The organism is Stenotrophomonas maltophilia R551-3, assembly GCF_000020665.1.
Lineage (GTDB): Bacteria > Pseudomonadota > Gammaproteobacteria > Xanthomonadales > Xanthomonadaceae > Stenotrophomonas > Stenotrophomonas maltophilia_L.
Map to the genome: position 1 here is coordinate 599,410 of NC_011071.1, position 13,171 is coordinate 612,580.

Annotated in this window: 11 protein-coding genes; 8 read left to right on the plus strand and 3 right to left on the minus strand. The window is 65.3% G+C overall.

The window, feature by feature from the left end:
* Window positions 1-7: 7 nt before the first annotated feature.
* Entirely contained in the window at window positions 8-1,354 is a 1,347-nt protein-coding gene (locus tag SMAL_RS02605) for a phosphohexomutase domain-containing protein (RefSeq protein ID WP_012509986.1), read from the minus strand.
* 231 nt (window positions 1,355-1,585) lie between these two features.
* Here SMAL_RS02605 and SMAL_RS02610 point away from each other — a divergent pair, with 231 nt between their 5' ends.
* Genes SMAL_RS02610 through SMAL_RS02635 form a run of 6 tightly spaced genes read left to right on the plus strand, consistent with a single transcriptional unit; the run spans window position 1,586 to window position 6,127 of the window.
* On the plus strand, window positions 1,586-2,542 hold the full coding sequence (locus SMAL_RS02610; RefSeq protein WP_012509987.1) for a UDP-glucuronic acid decarboxylase family protein: 957 nt from the start codon (window positions 1,586-1,588) through the stop codon (window positions 2,540-2,542).
* A 10-nt stretch (window positions 2,543-2,552) separates the two neighbouring features.
* A complete protein-coding gene (locus tag SMAL_RS02615) occupies window positions 2,553-3,497 on the plus strand; it encodes a glycosyltransferase (RefSeq protein ID WP_012509988.1) in 945 nt (314 codons plus the stop codon).
* Window positions 3,475-3,879, plus strand: coding sequence for a GtrA family protein (locus SMAL_RS02620; RefSeq protein WP_004141946.1), 405 nt, complete (start codon window positions 3,475-3,477; stop codon window positions 3,877-3,879). Before SMAL_RS02615 ends, SMAL_RS02620 begins: the two co-directional genes overlap by 23 nt.
* Window positions 3,876-4,475, plus strand: a complete 600-nt coding sequence (locus tag SMAL_RS02625) for a hypothetical protein (protein ID WP_012509989.1) — start codon at window positions 3,876-3,878, stop codon at window positions 4,473-4,475. The genes SMAL_RS02620 and SMAL_RS02625 overlap by 4 nt, the downstream gene beginning before the upstream one ends.
* Before the next feature lie 49 nt (window positions 4,476-4,524).
* Window positions 4,525-4,950: a hypothetical protein gene (locus SMAL_RS02630; protein WP_012509990.1), complete on the plus strand. Its 426-nt coding sequence runs from the start codon at window positions 4,525-4,527 to the stop codon at window positions 4,948-4,950.
* On the plus strand, window positions 4,925-6,127 hold the full coding sequence (locus SMAL_RS02635) for a hypothetical protein (RefSeq protein ID WP_012509991.1): 1,203 nt from the start codon (window positions 4,925-4,927) through the stop codon (window positions 6,125-6,127). Before SMAL_RS02630 ends, SMAL_RS02635 begins: the two co-directional genes overlap by 26 nt.
* A gap of 30 nt (window positions 6,128-6,157) precedes the next feature.
* Here SMAL_RS02635 and SMAL_RS02640 read toward each other — a convergent pair whose 3' ends face one another.
* Complete coding sequence (locus tag SMAL_RS02640) at window positions 6,158-9,472, minus strand: DEAD/DEAH box helicase (RefSeq protein ID WP_012509992.1); 3,315 nt, start codon at window positions 9,470-9,472, stop codon at window positions 6,158-6,160.
* Between the two features lie 160 nt (window positions 9,473-9,632).
* Here SMAL_RS02640 and SMAL_RS02645 point away from each other — a divergent pair, with 160 nt between their 5' ends.
* Both SMAL_RS02645 and SMAL_RS02650 read left to right on the plus strand, forming a co-directional pair.
* A complete protein-coding gene (locus tag SMAL_RS02645; RefSeq protein ID WP_012509993.1) occupies window positions 9,633-10,364 on the plus strand; it encodes a CoA transferase subunit A in 732 nt (243 codons plus the stop codon).
* Between the two features lies 1 nt (window position 10,365).
* Window positions 10,366-10,998 carry a CoA transferase subunit B gene (locus tag SMAL_RS02650; RefSeq protein ID WP_012509994.1) on the plus strand — a complete coding sequence of 211 codons (633 nt, stop codon included), beginning with the start codon at window positions 10,366-10,368 and terminating at the stop codon, window positions 10,996-10,998.
* 10 nt (window positions 10,999-11,008) lie between these two features.
* Here SMAL_RS02650 and SMAL_RS02655 read toward each other — a convergent pair whose 3' ends face one another.
* Window positions 11,009-13,069: a glycoside hydrolase family 99-like domain-containing protein gene (locus SMAL_RS02655; RefSeq protein ID WP_012509995.1), complete on the minus strand. Its 2,061-nt coding sequence runs from the start codon at window positions 13,067-13,069 to the stop codon at window positions 11,009-11,011.
* Window positions 13,070-13,171: the final 102 nt, after the last annotated feature.

Genomic DNA, 13,171 nt, shown 5'->3' on the forward strand with positions numbered 1-13,171 from the left:
GCCTCGGTTACTGCTGGATCAGACGGGAAATTTCGTCGGTGCGCGCCTGCATCAACGCAGCGTCACCGCGCGCTTCGACGTTCAGGCGCAGCAGTGGTTCGGTGTTGGAACTGCGCAGGTTGAAGCGCCAGTCGCCGAAATCGGCGCTGATGCCGTCGGTGTGGTCCAGCGCGGGCGACTGCGCCGCGAAGTGCTCCATCACGCGCGCGACGGCGGCCTTGGCATCGTCCACCTTGAAATTGATCTCGCCGCTGCAGGGATAGGCGGCCATGCGGTCTTCAACCCAGTCGGCCAGCGAACGACCACTTTCGGAAACCAGCTGCGCGATCAGCAGCCACGGGATCATCCCGGAGTCGGCATAGGCGAACTCGCGGAAGTAATGGTGGGCGCTCATCTCGCCGCCGTACACCGCATCTTCGGCACGCATCTTTTCCTTGATGAAGGCGTGGCCACTCTTGCACTGAACGGGCACGCCACCGGCCTGCTCGACCATGTCCACGGTGTTCCAGACCAAGCGTGGATCATGCACGATCTTGCCGCCCGGATTGCGCGCCAGGATCGCCTTGGCCAGCAGGCCGACCAGGTAGTAGCCCTCGATGAAGCGGCCGGAATGATCGAAGAAGAAGCAGCGGTCGAAGTCACCGTCCCAGGCAATGCCGAAGTCTGCGCCGTGTTCGCGCACCGCATCGGCGGTGGCGGCGCGGTTTTCCGGCAGCAGCGGGTTGGGAATACCGTTGGGGAAGCTGCCATCGGGTTCATGGCAGATGCGGATGAACTCGAACGGCAGGTGCGGTGCCAGCAGGTCGACGATGGCACCAGCACCGCCGTTGCCGGCATTGACCACCAGCTTCAGCGGCTTGAGCCTGCTGGTATCGACATAGCTGAGCAGGTGCTGGATATAGGCACTCTTGTCATGCTGGGCGACTTGGCCCGCGCGAGGCGGCTGGGCCTCGGAGGTGTCGCCGGCGACCGCATCGGAAATCGCGAACAGGCCGGTATCCGAGCTGATCGGCCGCGCGTTCTCCTTGACCAGCTTCATGCCGTTGTAATCCATCGGGTTGTGGCTGGCGGTGACCATCACGCCGCCGGCCGCACCCAGGTGGTCGGTCTGGAAATAGACTTCCTCGGTACCGCAGAGGCCGATGTCGATCACCTCGCGGCCGGTGCCGCGCAGGCCGGCCGCCAACGCGTCCTGCAAGCCTGCGCTGGTCAGACGCACATCATGGCCAAGCACCACCGGGCCGGGAGCGAGCTGCGCGGCCAGGGCGACGCCGATGCGGCGGGCCAGGTCTTCGTTCAGTTCCTCGGGCACGCGGCCACGGATATCGTAGGCCTTGAAGGCGGGCAGGGGCATCAAACCAGTCCATCAGGAAGAGAATCCCGATTATAGCGGGAGGGTCTGCAAACGGCGGGTGAGCCGGGGGCGGATCCCCCTGTGCCGGGGCGCAGGCGGGGAGGGCGGTCGCGGCGGGGCGGAACATGGCCAGCAGGCAGTTCGCTTACAATTGCGCGCTGAATACCGAGGGTGTGGCCTGTCGTGGCCACCGCCGATTGGCCTGCTGCTCCAGAAGGTTCGAGGATTGCTTTGAAATTCACTCACGATCAGAAGCGCGTGCTGGTGACCGGCGGTGCCGGCTTCCTGGGGTCACACCTGTGTGACCGCCTCATTGCGGCCGGCCATGACGTCCTCTGCGTGGACAACTTCTACACCGGCAGCAAGGCGAACGTGGATGGGCTGCTGGGGCACCCACGCTTCGAGCTGATGCGCCACGACGTGACGTTCCCGCTGTACGTGGAAGTGGATCGGATCTTCAATCTGGCCTGCCCGGCCTCGCCGATCCACTACCAGCAGGATCCGGTGCAGACCACCAAGACCAGCGTGCATGGTGCAATCAACATGCTCGGCCTGGCCAAGCGTCTGCGCGCGCGCATCCTGCAGGCCAGCACCAGCGAGGTCTATGGCGATCCGGAAATCCATCCGCAGGTGGAGGGCTACTGGGGCCGGGTCAACCCGATCGGTATCCGTAGCTGCTATGACGAAGGCAAGCGCTGTGCGGAAACCCTGTTCTTCGACTACTGGCGCCAGCATCAGCTGGAAATCAAGGTCATGCGCATCTTCAATACGTATGGCCCACGCATGCACCCCAACGATGGCCGCGTGGTCAGTAATTTCATCGTGCAGGCTCTGAAGGGCGACCCGATCACCATCTACGGTGACGGCAGCCAGACCCGTAGCTTCTGCTATGTCGACGATCTGATCGAAGGCATGCTGCGCCTGATGGATTCGCCAGCCGACCTCACCGGCCCGATCAATATCGGCAATCCGGCCGAGTACACCATGCTGGAACTGGCTGAAACCGTGCTCCGGCTGGTCGGTGGCTCGTCGAAGATCGAGTATCGCCCGTTGCCTTCGGATGATCCGCGCCAGCGCCAGCCGGATATCAGCCTGGCCAGGGCCGATCTTGGCTGGGAACCCAGAGTCGGCCTGGAGGACGGCCTGAAGGAAACCATCGCCTACTTCCGCCATCGGCTGCAGGCCTGAGGTACCGACGATGCGCAAGATTGTGGTGATGCCGGTCTATGAGGACCTGGAAGCGTCTTCGAAGCTGTTCATCGAGCTCGCCCGCACCCAGGGGCCGGACACCTATGTTGTGGCCGTCGACGACGGCTCGGTACGGCAGCCACTGCCGATCAGTGCCATCGAGGCCTCAGGACTGGAAGGCGTGGTGATCCGCCTGCGGCGCAACGTCGGGCACCAGCGGGCGATCGCCATCGGCCTGAGCTATGTGGCCGAACACTTTGATGGCGACAACATCGTCGTGGCCATGGATTCCGATGGAGAGGACACGCCTGAGAGCATCACCGCGCTGGTTGCCGGCCTGGATTCGGCCGATGTCGACGTGGTTGTGGCCAGCCGCCGGAGCCGGGTGGAATCGTTGAGGTTCAAGGCCTTCTACGTGGTGTACAAGCTTCTGTTCTCGCTGCTCAGCGGGAGGCAGATCAGTTTCGGCAATTTCATGGCAGCGAAAATGCCAGCGGTGCGCCGGCTTGCATCGATGCAGGAGCTCTGGATCCACGTTGCGGCCTGCGTGCTGGGGTCCAAGCTGCGCGTGCAGACCTGCGCGCTGGATCGGGGGCCACGCTACGCCGGCCGCAGCAAGATGAACTTTGTCGGCCTGGCCCTGCACGGGTTTCGCGCGCTGATGGTGTTTGCCGAGGACGTGCTGGTGCGCGTAGGCATCGCCTGCACTGTGGTGGCGGCACTGTCGATCACCGGCGGTGTCGTCGCAACCGTGCTGAAGATGCTGGGCTTTGCATCTCAGGGGTGGTTCTCGCTGGCATTCGGCATTCTGGTGCTGGTGTTCCTGCAGACGGCCGCACTGACCCTGATCATCCTCATGCTGTCGGGCATGATGCGCAGCGGTGGCGTGCTTGGCGTCGGCAGCTATCGTGAATTCGTCGACGAGGTCCTGCATGCCACCCGTCGTAGCGCGTAAGGACGCGCTGGCTGGCCAGTTCATTCGATATGTGATCAACGGCCTCGCCGCCACGGCCGTTCACTACGGGGTGCTGCGCTTCAACATCGAGGTGCTGCACATCCCGCTCGCCGCGGCGGCCAATGCTCTGGCAGCGGTGTTTGGCATCATCGCCTCGTTCCTTGGCAGCCGCTATTTTGTCTTTCGCGGCAGACAGGGAAACGTGGCGCGGCAAGGCTCGTTGTTCCTGCTGGTCTATGCCGGCATCGCCCTGTTGCATGGGCTGGTGATGTACGTCTGGGCAGACCGGTTGCAGTTGGATTACCGTATCGGTTTCGTGCTGGCCACGGGCATGCAGATGACCATCAGTTTTGCTGCCAATAAATTCCTGGTGTTCAAATGAACAGATACCTGCGCGCCGTATTGGCGACCGTCATCTTCGTGGTTGCCCTGCTGCTGGTCTACTACGTGCATATGCGCCACTTCCGGGTGAACGTGGTGCTGTACGCCAGTATCCTTGATGCGGTGATCGCCCTTGTGGTCGTGTTCGCAGGGCTGTATCTGCTGAAATGGTTCCGCGATTTCAGTCGTCTGGAGCTGATCCAGCTCGCGGCCATCTGGCTGCTGGGCGGCTACGTGTTCGCGATCTCCGTACCCACAGTGATTGATCGGTCGCTGTCGTTCTACATTCTGGAAAAGCTGCAGCAGCGTGGTGGTGGCATCCGCGAGGATGCATTCCACGAGGTCTTCACCGAAGAGTATGTGCGTGAGCATCATCTGGTGGAGGTGCGTTTGACCGAGCAGCTGCAGTCCGGCACGGTGCAGATCGATGGCGGCTGTGTCAGGTTGACAGCCCGGGGTGAGCGCTTGGCCTCATTCAGCCGCTTCTACCGGAAAAACCTGCTGCCGACCCATCGCCTGTTGATGGGCCAGTACACCGATGCGCTGACCGATCCTTTCCGCGACAGCCGGATGCCGACTGACTACCGTTGCCAGTAGTACGCGCGTCCTGGCATTCGTCCAGGATCCATCGCTTTCCCGTCCTTTCATGGAAGACATGAGTAACCTATCCGTTCGCAGACGCCCTTCGCCCTGGCAATGGGCTGTCGCCGCCTTGCTGGGCGTGTTGCTGGTCCTCGCCCTTGCTTCGGTGGCGCGCCGCTCGCACTTCGAAACCCCTCTGCTGCGCCAGGCGCTCGCCGAAGATGCCGGCTTTGCGGCGTCCGTACCGCGCGAGGTGGTGGATGCTCGTGAACTGATGCGCGCGCAGCGCGAGGATCTCTCGCCGTTGTCGCTTGGGCAGGGTCTGAAAGACGACCCGTTGCTGCAGCAGCGCATGTGGGAGGCGCTGTATCCGGCGCGCTTCAGCGATGCCGATACGCCACATCGCCTGCTGAAGGCGGATGACCCGCTGGCTGCCACCTGCCAGGTTCTCGACAGGAGGGGAAATGTCGTTCTTGCCAACTGCCGTTGAACTGGGACGCCGTGCGGCGCTGGCCATGCTGGCCTCGTTGCTGTTGTGCTATGCCCTGGCGGCCACAGGCTTGATGGGGTGGCCGGTGCTGGTTGCCTTCGCTATCTTCCTGGTCAGTGCCTTGCTGGCGCTTCCCGCAGTGCGTGATCTGCGCGTGTCGCCGTTGGTGCTGGTCGCCTGCGCACTGGTGCTGATCGCATTGGGCAGTCCCAGTGACGGCTGGGACCCGCGGTCGATCTGGCTGTTCCATGCCAAGCGCATCTTCCTGGAGGGCTCGCTGTATGCCCAGCTGGACGACTACGCGCCGTGGAGCCACAACGACTATCCGGCGCTGGTACCGTTGCTGATGGCCTCTGCCGCGGGCCTGCTGGGGCACTGGAACGAGCTGCTGCCCAAGGCTGTGGCCCCGTTGCTGCTGCTGCCTGCCTTGCTGTTGATCGCGCCTAGCCTGCGCTCGCGCTGGTTGGTGGCGCTGTTTGCGTTGTTGCTGCTGAGCACGGGCCGCGAGATGCTGCTCAACGGCTACATGGATGCGCTGGTGGCAGTCTATGCAGTCGCGGTGGTGGCAACCGCTGTCCGCGCCCGCACGACGGGCGGTAGGCCGCGTGCTGGTGAGCTGATCGCATTCGTCCTGCTGGTGGCCGTGCTCTCGATGCTGAAGAACGAGGGTGCCGTGCTGGCTGCCGTACTCACAGCATCCGTGCTGGTGGATGGCCTGTTGCGGGAGCGCCGCCTTGCTTGGCACATCGTCCTTGCCGTGCTCGTGGCCCTGTTGCCGCTGCTGGCATGGAAGCTGAGTGTGGACGGAGCGGGCGTTGGCAATGATCTGGCGGGCAGCGACATGAAGGGCCAGCTGCTCGCTCGCCTGGGCAGCGATGGCGGGAGTCAACTCATCCTCAAGCGACTGCTCCTGGATGCCTGGGTACTGGTTCCGTTGCTGTTGTTGGCAGTGTTCTGGCGACGGACGTTGCGCACGCCGGTGGCGATGACGTCGCTGCTGGCGGCGCTGGCTTACGCCGCGGTGCTGTTCCTCGTCTATCTCGGCACGCCGCATGACCTGGATTGGCACCTGCGGACCAGTGCGGATCGTGTCCGCCTGCCCGTGCTCCTGCTGTTGGCCTTCGCGATGCTGTCCGTGTTGGGGCCGCGCGCAACCCCGGTGGCTCGAGCCGAATGATGTCGCGGCGTTGGCCGCAGCCCCAACGCTCTAGCGGACCTTGCTTTGCCGGCCGGCCTTGCGTCGCGCCGGCAAAGCACCCGGCAACGGCGCCAGCAGCGCCTGCACGTCCTCTTCGCTGAAGCGCGGTCCGGCGCTGCCGCCGCCTTCAAGAATCGATTCGGCCAGCATCGCCTTGCGCTCCTGCAGCTCGGCGATCCGCTCTTCGATGCTGCCGGCGGCAATCAGCCGGTAGACGAACACGGGCTGCTGCTGGCCGATGCGATGGGCACGGTCACTGGCCTGGTTCTCGGCGGCCGGATTCCACCAGGGATCGAAGTGGATGACGGTGTCGGCGGCGGTCAGGTTCAGCCCTACGCCGCCGGCCTTCAGGCTGATCAGGAACAGCGGCACCTCGCCCTGCATGAAACGCTGCACCGGCGTGACCCGGTCCTGGGTATCACCGGTCAGGGTCACATAGGCCAGGCCCAGCCCGTCGAGCGCCTGCGCGATCAGCGCCAGCATGCCGGTGAACTGCGAGAACAGCAGGATGCGGCGGCCTTCCTCGACCATCGACGGCAGCATCTCGCGCAGCAGCTCTAGCTTGGCCGAACCGGCATTGCGTGCCGGCGTTTCGCCCGGCAGCAGGCGCGGATCGCAGCAGACCTGGCGCAGCTTCAGCAGCGCATCCAGTACCCGGATGTGGCTGCGTGCCAGTCCGCTGTCGCTGATGGCCTCGCGGACCTGCTTCTCCATCGCCGCACGTACGGTTTCATAGAGATCACGCTGCCCGCCCTCCATTGTCACCGCACGGGTGATGAGGGTTTTCGGCGGCAGTTCGGCGGCCACCTGGTCCTTGCGCCGGCGCAGGATGAAGGGGCGCAGCCGCTGCGCCAGCAGTTGGGCACGGCGCTGGTCGCTGCCGCGTTCGATGGGGTGGCGCCAATGCTGGTTGAACAGCTTTTCACTGCCGAGCAGCCCGGGCAGCAGGAAGTCGAACTGCGTCCACAGTTCGCCCAGGTGGTTCTCCAGCGGCGTACCGGTCAGGCACAGGCGATGACGCGCCTGCAGCGTGCGCAGCGTGACCGCCGCCCGCGATTTCGGGTTCTTCACCTGCTGCGCCTCGTCCAGGATCAGCAGATGGTAGGAATGGGACTGCAACGCCTGCTCGTCGCGCCACAGCAGGGGATACGTGGTCAGTACAAGATCGTGCTCGGGGATAGCCTCGAACAGCGCTTCACGTGCCGGTCCGTGCAGGGTCAGTACGCGCAGGCCCGGGGTGAAGCGTGCCGCTTCGCTCTGCCAGTTGTGCAGCAGCGAGGTCGGCACCACCAGCAGCGCAGGCCGGTCCAGGCGGCCACTTTCCTTCTCGACCAGCAGATGGGCCAGGGTCTGCAGGGTCTTGCCCAGGCCCATGTCATCGGCCAGCACGCCGCCCAGCCCCTGCTGGCGCAGATACTGCAGCCACGACAGGCCTTCGCGTTGGTAGCTGCGCAGCGTCGCCTGCAATCCCGCAGGCGGTGCCACGTCTTCCGGTGCTGGCGCCTGCAGCAGGCGCTGCACGAGTGCCTGGGTGTCCTTGTGACCCCGGAACTGCAGGTGTGCATCGTCCTGCAGCGCCTGCAGGCGGCCGCGGTCGTGCGCCGACAAGCGCAACGGTGCACCACGCTGGGTAAACAGGTCGGCCAGCAGGGCCATGATCGGCTTCAGTCGCGACGCCTGCAGCGCCAGGCGCGTGTTGCCGCTGGCAGTCAGCAGGATGTTCTCGTCATCGCCAATGGCGTCCAGCTGGCCGCGCGACCAGCGCGGATCGGCGTGCAGCACCTGCTGCAGCAGCGGAACCATGGACACTTTGCGGCCATCCACCTGGATCTCCAACCCCAGGTTGAACCAGCCCGCGTCCTCCGGGTCTGCCTGGATGTCCAGATCGATCTCATCCACCCGGGTGATGCGATGGCGGAAATCGTCATCCGTCTCCACCTTCCAGCCGAGGGCCTCCAGTCGTGGTACATCGCCCAGAAGGAATCCGGTCCAGTCATGGGTACGCAGCTGGAATTGAGGGCCTGCGCCATCCAGAACCGCGCGTGGCTGCGGGTCGCGGTGCAGCTTCACACTGCGCAGCTCGCCTTCCCGTCGCGCTTCTTCAGCCAGGTCGCGGGGCAACAGGGCCAGCCGGCCCTCGGTGTCGTGGGCGAACAGGCTCGGGTCATCCAGGAACCGCACATGCTCGTCGTACTCGAAGGCCACGGTCGCGATATCGGCCCATTGCGACGGGTCGCGGCGGCCGAGCCATGCCGGCCGGAACTCAATCGTATGCAGGCGCAGCACGGGGATCATCGCGCTGATCTGCAGGGTGGGCAGCGTGTCGCTTGCACCGGGGCGCGGCAGGGCAGGGTCGATCTGTTGCAGCATCTGTGCGACCACCGCTTCTTCGTTGGGTAACAGATTGGGCAGGCTCAGGAAGGCGTCGGCGTCCTCGGCCCTGACATCCAGCAGCAGCGGACCGACCTCGCCGGTGACCGGGTCCAGATAGCACGCACTCCGGCCCAGGACCACGCCTCTGGCGCCGCCCTCCACGCTCAACGCGGGTTCCAGCAGCGTCGCGCCCTGCGTCATGCCAACGGTCCAGCCCAGTTCGCCGCGGCGTGGAGCTCCTGACCGGGCCGGCACGTCGCCGTGCGTACCGCAGGAGACCCAGCCATGGCCGCTGGAGACGATCAACTGCAGGGTGGCCGCGAAGTCGATCCATTCGTCCTTCGTCGCGGGCTGCCGCTGGGTGCGTAGCTGGATCATCACCGCCAGATCAGTCGGCGTGAGATATGCCGGAGGATCCAGCAGCAGGTCCGCGGTGATATCCATCCACTTGCCCGTGCTGATCGCACCATCGGTCCCGTACTTGACGCGCCGGACCAGCACGGCGGGGTGGTGGTTATAGGTGGACAGTTCGAAGATGACACCGTTCCGGCGTGGCTGGGCCGGCTGGATCCGCGCGCTCTGCCAACGCGAAAGCTCCGCCAGCAGTTCAGGACGCGGCGGTTGCGTCAGGTTCTGTTCGGTCAGGGGGCTTTCGTCGTCCATGGCAAGCGAATCCAGCATGTACGAGACCAGCACCGCCGCCACATGCTTGCAGGTGCGGCCGACGGGGCAGGAACAGGCACTCTGCAGGCGGCTGCGCGCGGTGCGCGTACTGGCCGTCAGATCGATCTCCACGTAGTAGGGATGCCTGGCCGAACCCTGTACCTCGGCCGTCAGCAGGCCATCGCGGAGTTGCCGGTTGCGCACGCCACCCAGGCACTGCTCGCTTTTCTGCAGTGTCCATTCGTCTATCCAGCGGAACAGGTCTTCGTCTGTGAAGGTCGGCGTCATCGTAGATGGAGGGGCGCAGGCGCTGCAGCACCCTTCTGCGTGGAATCGGCCATTCTACCCAATGCCCGCCTGGTGCTCCGTCAATGCTGCGGCGCATCCAGGCCCTTCGCCGCCCTCCAGCTAGAATGCGGTCATCCTCAACGTGCAGGGTAGTACAGCAATGCAGCAATCGACTTCCACCGGCAAGCGCGGCAAGCGCTTCGCCAGTGCGGCGGAGGCCCTGCAAGGGGTGGTCGCCGATGGCCAGACGCTGGCCGTGGGCGGCTTCGGCCTGTGTGGCATTCCCGAGGCCCTGATCGCCGCGCTGCGCGACAGTGGCGCCAAGGGCCTGACCGTGATCTCCAACAATGCCGGCGTCGATGGTTTCGGCCTGGGCCAGCTGCTGGAAACCCGGCAGATCAAGAAGATGATTTCGTCCTACGTGGGCGAGAACAAGGAATTCGAGCGCCAGTTCCTGGCCGGCGAGCTGGAGCTGGAATTCAATCCGCAGGGCACCCTGGCCGAGCGCCTGCGTGCCGGCGGTGCGGGCATCCCGGCGTTCTTCACTGCCACTGGCTACGGCACGGTGGTGGCCGAGGGCAAGGAAACCCGCGAGTTCGACGGCAAGCACTACGTGATGGAGACCGCGCTGCGTGCCGATGTCGCGCTGGTCAAGGCGTGGAAGGCCGACGAAGCGGGCAACCTGGTGTTCCGCAAGACCGCGCGCAACTTCAACCCGGCCTGCGCGATGGCCGGCAAGGTCTGCATCGTGGAAGTGGAGGAGGTGGTGCCGGTGGGCGCCATCGATCCGGACCAGGTGCACCTGCCGGGTATCTACGTGCATCGCATCGTGCACAACCCGCATCCTGAAAAGCGTATCGAACAGCGCACCATCCGCGCGGAGGGCAACTGACATGGCGTGGACCCGCGATGAGATGGCGGCACGTGCCGCACGCGAACTGACTGATGGCGCCTACGTGAACCTGGGCATCGGCCTGCCGACCCTGGTTGCCAACCACATCCCCGAAGGCGTGGACGTGTGGCTGCAGTCGGAAAATGGCCTGCTCGGTATCGGCCCGTTCCCGACCGATGCCGAAGTCGATGCCGACCTGATCAACGCCGGCAAGCAGACCGTGACCGCACGCGCCGGTGCCAGCTACTTCGGCAGCCACGACAGCTTCGCGATGATCCGCGGCGGCCACGTCAACCTGGCCATCCTCGGCGCCATGCAGGTCACCCACAAGGGCGACCTGGCCAACTGGATGGTGCCCGGCAAGATGGTCAAGGGCATGGGCGGCGCGATGGACCTGGTGGCCGGCGTGCAGCGCGTGGTGGTGCTGATGGAGCACACCGCCAAAAACGGCGAACACAAGATCCTGGCCGAATGCACGCTGCCGCTGACCGGCGTGGGCGTGGTCGATCGCATCATCACCGACCTGGCGGTGTTCGACGTGACTGACAAGGGCCTGTTGCTGGTGGAAGCGGCGCCGGGCGTCAGCGACGACGAACTGAAGGAAAAGACTGGCGTGGCGTTCGTTCGCGCGTGACGCCGGAGGTTCAGCCCCCGCGGGCATATGGGTAGCCCGCGGATGCTGGTTGTGGGGGGGCGCCGTGCACCTGGGAGGTGTCGCCCACGGAGAAGCCGGCGCACGTGGCCACGGCACCGGTCGCGCGCTCGATGGCATGGGCCAGGGTGCCATCGATCTGGCCGGCTTCGACCTCGAACATGCTGGGCAGCAGGTGCGCATCCAGCAGCGGGCGCAGTGCCTGCAGGCGCACCCAGAACATGCTGCCGGACGCGAACTGACCGTCGCCGGGCGCACCGTCCAGCCCCAGCTGTGCCCACAGCCGCTCCATGCGCTGTGCATTGCCACCGATGTAGTCGGCCACATTCAGCAGATGCCCGGCAGGAGCCATCAGCCCCAGGCGGGGATCGGCTTGGAGATGGGCCAGGTTCGCCGCCGCCTGGGCCGGGCCCAGCAGCGCATCAACCATCTCGCGCCGCCACTGGTCACCGTTGTCGCGATGGGTGGAGCGCTTGGTATGCAGCTTCAGCACCAGCGATTCGTTCTGCTGCAGCAGCCGGTCGGCGGCATGCAGGAAGGGCAGGATGTCGCGGCCGTGGTTGTCGTAGGCCCAGATCTCGGCAGGCAGTCCGTGCGACTCGGTGATCGACTGCACCTGTGCTTGCCGGTCAGATGTGGTGGTGATGACAAGACGTGCCGGAAGCCCGCTGTCCTTCACCGCGCTCAACAGCTCGGGCAGCGCGTCCAAGTGCCAGGCATGGATGACGACGCACGGCCGCGATGGTGCAGGCTGCGAGGGCGTCATTGCGCGGCGGGTGGCCTGCAGCCAGGCATGGCCGAGGCGGGCGTCGGGCTCGAGCACAGCACTTTCCGCCCATTCGTTCCAGGCGTTGATGAACACCATGCGCCTGGCCGGCGGAACATCGCGCAGGCGTCCGTGCACCGTGTCGTGCAGCCAGTCAGCATAGCCGCGCGGCGACGCGTGCAGCAGGACGCGTCCGCGTCCGGGGCGGCGGGCCTCGTTGTCCCAACCCGGATTTACGCCCGGATACAACGGATAGTCCGGTAACGGTGCCGTGCGCATCTGCGCCGCCAGCTCGCGCCAGTCGCGCACGTCGCCTTCGTAGCCGGGGTTGAGCAGGAACTGGGACGTGTTCAGCTGACGTGGAGCGGCTATGTTCGGCGGGAACTCCACGGCGGCATCGAAGCCGATATCGCGTGGGTCCGGGCGCTCGAAACTCTGGACATAGGCCAGATGGATCTCGCCGATGCCATTGTCACGGCACCAGCCGCGCCAGCGCGCGGCCGTGGCCTTGGGATCGGGCAGCAGTTGCGGGCGATACAGCAGCAGCACGGGGTGTCCATCGACCTTCAATGCCCGGCGGTCCCGCAGGTATTCGGCGATGTGGGCGATGAAGGCCAGATCATCCTGCTCGCTGTGCTGCTGGCCGATCAGCACGTCCTGGTTTCGACCATCCCAGCGCCGGGTCCAGTTCTCGTTGGCCCAGCACAGGCAGAAAGGCAGTTCAATCGTGCTGTCGGCCAGCCATTGACGCAGGGGCTGCTCCATCAGCGTGTGGCCACTGAACCAGTAGAAGTAGAAGCAGAAGGCACCGATGCCGTGGTCTGTGGCCAGTTTCGCCTGCGCACGTAGCGTCTCGCCAACGCGAAGGTCGTAGAAGCCCAGGTCGCCGGGCAGGCGCGGTTGTACATGACCCTCGAACTGGGGTAAGGCGCGGCTGACATTGCGCCACTCGGTGAAGCCCTTGCCCCACCACGCATCGTTCTCTTCGAATGGATGGAACTGCGGCAGATAGAAGGCCACCAGCGTGGCTGGCGGTGCTGCCGGCAATGGTGCGTCTTCCGCGGCGGCGTAACCGATCGCCCGTTCATCGGCACGCAGCAGCGCACGCGCACCATCGGCTGCTGCGCCGACACGACCGCGCGGCGGCGGTGGGCTCCAGCTGCCGATGCGGTCCAGGCCTTGGTTGCGCAGGCGATCGCGCAGCGCCGCGGGCATCGGCAGGGCACGGAACAACGCGCGCAGGACGGAGAAGCTGAGCTGGCGGATGCCGGACGCTGCGCCACTCATTGCTGGAACCTGGGAAGGAAGACAGTGCGCATTGTTCGGGACCAGCATCGGGACTGAGCCCATTTTCCGGCAATCGCCGTTGCAACGGCAAATCTGTCCGAT

Bases quoted from the DNA above. Each gene is read 5' to 3' on its own strand.
- SMAL_RS02605 (WP_012509986.1), bottom strand. From the start codon at position 1,354: ATGCCCCTGCCCGCCTTCAAGGCCTACGATATCCGTGGCCGCGTGCCC.
- SMAL_RS02615 (WP_012509988.1), top strand. From the start codon at position 2,553: ATGCGCAAGATTGTGGTGATGCCGGTCTATGAGGACCTGGAAGCGTCT.
- SMAL_RS02620 (WP_004141946.1), top strand. From the start codon at position 3,475: ATGCCACCCGTCGTAGCGCGTAAGGACGCGCTGGCTGGCCAGTTCATT.
- SMAL_RS02625 (WP_012509989.1), top strand. From the start codon at position 3,876: ATGAACAGATACCTGCGCGCCGTATTGGCGACCGTCATCTTCGTGGTT.
- SMAL_RS02630 (WP_012509990.1), top strand. From the start codon at position 4,525: ATGGAAGACATGAGTAACCTATCCGTTCGCAGACGCCCTTCGCCCTGG.
- SMAL_RS02635 (WP_012509991.1), top strand. From the start codon at position 4,925: ATGTCGTTCTTGCCAACTGCCGTTGAACTGGGACGCCGTGCGGCGCTG.
- SMAL_RS02640 (WP_012509992.1), bottom strand. From the start codon at position 9,472: ATGACGCCGACCTTCACAGACGAAGACCTGTTCCGCTGGATAGACGAA.
- SMAL_RS02645 (WP_012509993.1), top strand. From the start codon at position 9,633: ATGCAGCAATCGACTTCCACCGGCAAGCGCGGCAAGCGCTTCGCCAGT.
- SMAL_RS02650 (WP_012509994.1), top strand. From the start codon at position 10,366: ATGGCGTGGACCCGCGATGAGATGGCGGCACGTGCCGCACGCGAACTG.
- SMAL_RS02655 (WP_012509995.1), bottom strand. From the start codon at position 13,069: ATGAGTGGCGCAGCGTCCGGCATCCGCCAGCTCAGCTTCTCCGTCCTG.